Annotated in this window: 5 protein-coding genes and 1 pseudogene; 2 read left to right on the forward strand and 4 right to left on the reverse strand. The window is 72.8% G+C overall.

What is annotated here, in order from left to right:
- On the reverse strand, positions 1 to 479 hold a 479-nt coding region (locus tag ABZ281_RS40835), incomplete at its 3' end, for a DUF6578 domain-containing protein (protein WP_356663026.1).
- Between the two features lie 104 nt (positions 480 to 583).
- Between ABZ281_RS40835 and ABZ281_RS40840 the strand changes: the two genes are divergently transcribed.
- A complete protein-coding gene (locus ABZ281_RS40840; RefSeq protein ID WP_356663027.1) occupies positions 584 to 1,384 on the forward strand; it encodes a site-2 protease family protein in 801 nt (266 codons plus the stop codon).
- Between the two features lie 4 nt (positions 1,385 to 1,388).
- Here ABZ281_RS40840 and ABZ281_RS40845 read toward each other — a convergent pair whose 3' ends face one another.
- From ABZ281_RS40845 to ABZ281_RS40855, 3 genes and pseudogenes are all read right to left on the reverse strand, one after another.
- Positions 1,389 to 1,568, reverse strand: coding sequence for a hypothetical protein (locus ABZ281_RS40845; RefSeq protein ID WP_030837294.1), 180 nt, complete (start codon positions 1,566 to 1,568; stop codon positions 1,389 to 1,391).
- A 72-nt stretch (positions 1,569 to 1,640) separates the two neighbouring features.
- Positions 1,641 to 2,360 carry an NADPH-dependent F420 reductase gene (npdG, locus tag ABZ281_RS40850; RefSeq protein ID WP_356663028.1) on the reverse strand — a complete coding sequence of 240 codons (720 nt, stop codon included), beginning with the start codon at positions 2,358 to 2,360 and terminating at the stop codon, positions 1,641 to 1,643.
- 38 nt (positions 2,361 to 2,398) lie between these two features.
- A pseudogene (locus tag ABZ281_RS40855) lies at positions 2,399 to 3,468 on the reverse strand (sialidase family protein).
- Between the two features lie 117 nt (positions 3,469 to 3,585).
- On the opposite strand from ABZ281_RS40855, the gene ABZ281_RS40860 reads away from it, so the two are divergent.
- The coding region (locus ABZ281_RS40860; RefSeq protein WP_356663029.1) for a hypothetical protein at positions 3,586 to 4,050 on the forward strand (465 nt) is incomplete at its 3' end.

A 4,050-nucleotide genomic window follows, 5' to 3' on the forward strand; every position in this document is an offset into this window, starting at 1 on the left:
GGCGGCCCGCACCCGCACGCCAGTCGACCACCGCCCACGGCCTCGCCTCGGTGACCGACCTGTTCGCCCGCCACCGGCTCGCAGGAGCGCGATCCGGGCGCGGTCTCGGCCCAGGTCTGGGTCAGCACCTGCACGGCCCGCACCCGCCCGCCGGCCTCGGGCCACTTCCCGCCGTGCCGTTCGACGGACAGCAGCCCTGCCGACCGGGTCCGGCTCCCCGGCTTCGGGCGCCGGTCCTCCTCGGCGTCGGGATCCGCCCCCAGCGCCACCGGGAGGCCCGTCTCCTCCCGGACCATCCGCACGCCGCCCACGTCCTCCACGGGTCCGGCGACCTCGGAGAGCTGGTCGCGCCAGCCGCCGCCCAGCACGGTGTCCGGGTCCAGGAGGAGCAGCGGCCAGCGCACCTCGTCCCCGACGGAGAACGGCGTGCCGCAGCACTCCATCTGCCAGTCCTCGTAGAACACGTGCCACAGCCCCATGGGCCCACCCTCCCCGGAACCGACCGCCCCGCGCGAGACGTTTTTCACCTGAGCCCGGTACCGTCGGGCCGTCTCACCCCGTTTCGACGAGTTCAGGGAGCCCCATGACCACCGCCACCACCCGCCACAGCGAGCGGCGGATCAGTCCCGTGTTCGTCGGGATCGTCGCCGTGACGGCGGTCACGGGATGGGCGACCTGGACCGGGTTCGCCGAGCAGCCCGGTGTCGCCGTGTTCCTGTTCGTGACGGCGGCGTGGATCGTCTCGCTGTGCCTGCACGAGTACGCGCACGCGCGCACCGCCCTGCACAGCGGCGACATCTCCATCGGCGCGAAGGGCTATCTGACCCTCAACCCGCTGAAGTACACGCACGCGCTGCTCAGCATCGTGCTCCCGGTGATCTTCGTGATCATGGGCGGTATCGGACTGCCCGGCGGTGCCGTGTTCATCGAGCGGGGCCGGATCCAGGGGCGCTGGAAGCACAGTCTGATCTCGGCGGCGGGGCCGCTGACGAACGTGCTGTTCGCCGTCGTCTGCACCGCCCCGTTCTGGCTGGACGCCCTGGACGGTGTGCCGAACGACTTCCGGTTCGCGCTGGCGTTCCTCGCCCTGCTCCAGGTGACGGCCGCGCTGCTGAACTTCCTGCCGGTGCCGGGCCTGGACGGCTACGGCGTGATCGAGCCCTGGCTGTCGTACGGCATCCGGCGCCAGGTGGAGCCGTTCGCGCCGTTCGGCCTGCTGTTCGTGTTCGCGCTGCTGTGGCTGCCGGCGGTGAACGGTGTCTTCTTCGACGTGATCGACACGATCCTGAAGTCCCTCGGGATCAGTGACTTCGAGACGTACTGCGGTCAGGAGCTGTACCGCTTCTGGCAGGGCTCGAACGAGTTCTGCTCGGCGGCCCCGTGACGGGTCAGCCGGTGACGGACTTCTGCTGCCTGGCGCGCTTGACGTAGTACCAGCACATGTTGGACGACAGGCCCGCCAGCAGCACCCACACGATCCCCAGGAAGCTGCCCCGTGTGAACGAGACGACGGCGGCGGCCACGGAGAGGACGCAGACGATCAGGGCGTAGAGGGCGAGGCGGGGCATGGGGGTGACTCCTGTCGGGGGACACTACGGCACTGCTGGTGCCGTCCAGTGTCCCCCATGGAGCTCACCGGCTCACACGTCGGTGACGCGGAGCCCGGCGTGCGCCTTGTAGCGGCGGTTCACGGAGATCAGGTTGGCCACCAGGGACTCCACCTGGTGGGCGTTGCGCAGCCGCCCGGCGAAGATGCCGCGCATGCCCGGGATGCGCCCGGCCAGGGCCTGGACGATCTCCACGTCCGCGCGGACCTCTCCGAGCACCATCACGTCGGTGTCGATCTCGTAGATCTCCGGGTCCTGGAGCAGCACGGCCGACAGGTGGTGGAAGGCGGCGGTGACCCGGGAGTCCGGCAGCAGGGCGGCGGCCTGCTCGGCGGCGCTGCCCTCCTCCGGCTTGAGGGCGTAGGCGCCCTTCTTGTCGAAACCGAGCGGGTTGACGCAGTCGACGACGAGCTTGCCGGCCAGTTCCTCGCGCAGGGATTCGAGGGTCTTGCCGTGGCCGTCCCACGGCACGGCGACGATCACGATGTCGCTGCGGCGCGCGGTCTCGGCGTTGTCGGCGCCCTCGACCCCGTGGCCGAGTTCCTCGGCGGCTGCCCGGGCACGGTCGGCCGCCCGTGAGCCGATGATCACCTTTTGGCCGGCCTTGGCGAGCCGGTAGGCCAGGCCCTTGCCCTGCGGCCCGGTTCCGCCGAGCACCCCGACCACGAGTCCGGAGACGTCGGGCAGGTCCCAGGGGTCCTTGGCGGGCGTCTTCTGGGCGTTGTCGGTGGCAGCACTGTCGGTAGAGGTCATGGCCCCGACTCTACGACCGCGCCGCCGGCCCGGACGGCTCAGGTCAGCCCCGTCACGGGCACCCGCCGGAAGGTGATCGTCTCGTAGGCGCCGAAGTCGCCGGTCTCGTACAGCGGGCCCACGGTGTCCGTGTCGATCCGTACGAGGTCCGAGTACGCGGCGGGCAGGCCGTCCACCGTGTAGACCGGGCGCCAGGCGGTGCCGCCGTCGGTGGAGGCGCGGATCGCCATCAGGGCGCGGAAGCCCGGGTCGGCGGGGCCGGAGTACAGGAGCAGGTCGGGGTCGCGGAGTTGGAGGACGGCGGCCTCGCAGACGGGGGCGGCGAGTCCGGCCTGCGGGCGGAAGGGCTTCGCCAGGGTCCGTCCGCCGTCGGCCGAGTGGGCGCCGGCCCCGGGTGCCGGACGAGGGAGTCGTTGCGGGTGTTGAAGTAGACGCGCCCGTCGGGGAGTTCGGCGGCGGTGGTCTCGTTGGCGTTGATGCAGCCGTCGGTGTCGTCGTCGACGTAGCCGATCCTCCAGGTGGCGTCCGCGTCGTCGCTGAGCAGGCAGTGGCCGCCGTTGTGGCGGCCCTCGGTGCCGTCGTCCGTGCCGGTGGGCGGCAGGGATTGGTTGGCGGGGACGACGACCCTGCCCTTGGTCAGCCGGATCGCGTGGCCGGGCGTGGTGGCGTACCAGCGCCATTCGGGCCGCTTGGTCTCCCGGGTGATCTCCCTCGGCTCCGACCAGGTGCGGCGCTCGTCGTCGCTGTGCCGCACCCAGGCGCGGCGCCCGTCCGCCGCGCTCACCGTGCCGCGCCGGATGGCGTCCTCGGTGGCGAGGGCGGCGTTGCGCACGTGCACGAGGAGGACGCGGCCGCTGCCGAGGACGACCTGGGCGGAGTTGCCGGCGAGGGAGTCGCCGTTGCGCGCGGCGGCCTGGAGCGGGCCCCAGGTGCGGCCGCCGTCCGTGGAGCGCTTCAGGACGACGTCGATGTTCCCGAAGTCGTCCCGGGAGCCGACCCGGCCCTCGCGGAAGGCGAGCAGGTCGCCGGCGCGAGTGGCGACGAGGGCGGGGACACGGAAACCGGCGGGCCTCCTGCCGGCGCGGACGGGGACGCCGGTCTCGGTCATCCGCGGGCTCCTACGGTCGTTCGACGGCGGTACGGATGACCGGTCGGCCTCCCCGGCGCGGGCGAACGCGGGGTGAACTCCGCGTCACGGCTGACCGATCGGGGCAGGATGCTTCCCATGGATGCGGTACGGGTGGCGCTGCTGCGGGAAGTGCTCGCCGGGACGGAGTGGCTGGAAGCCACCCGGCGGTTCGCCGGGGCGCTGCGCGGCTCGGTGGTGTCGCACGGGGGCGGCCTAATGCTCGTCGGCACGGCGGAGTACGAACCGTGGCACCTCGCCGCGCACCTGGTGGACGAGGCGGCCTGGTCGGGCACGCCGGAGCTGGCCCCGACGCTGGTCCGGCACGGCGCGCGCCCTTCGGATCCACCGCATTTGGCGGTCGGTCTGGGGCGGCTGGAGGCGGCCCGGCGGGGCGAGACGCTGCTGGTGGTCGCGCCCGAGGGGCCCGTCGCGCCACTCCTGGAACGGGTGTCCGACGCCCGTCGCGCCGGAGCGACGGTCCTGGCCCTCGGCCCGGCCCAGGGGGAGCTTCCGTCCCTGGCGCACGAGGCCCTGGCCGTCCCGGACGGCTCGGAACTGGAC

It is taken from the genome of Streptomyces sp. NPDC006265 (assembly GCF_040613555.1).
In the GTDB taxonomy this organism is placed as follows: Bacteria; Actinomycetota; Actinomycetes; order Streptomycetales; family Streptomycetaceae; genus Streptomyces.

Excerpts from the sequence above, each read along its gene's own strand:
- npdG (WP_356663028.1), bottom strand. The coding sequence starts at position 2,360 with ATGACCTCTACCGACAGTGCTGCCACCGACAACGCCCAGAAGACGCCC.
- ABZ281_RS40845 (WP_030837294.1), bottom strand. The coding sequence starts at position 1,568 with ATGCCCCGCCTCGCCCTCTACGCCCTGATCGTCTGCGTCCTCTCCGTG.
- ABZ281_RS40840 (WP_356663027.1), top strand. The coding sequence starts at position 584 with ATGACCACCGCCACCACCCGCCACAGCGAGCGGCGGATCAGTCCCGTG.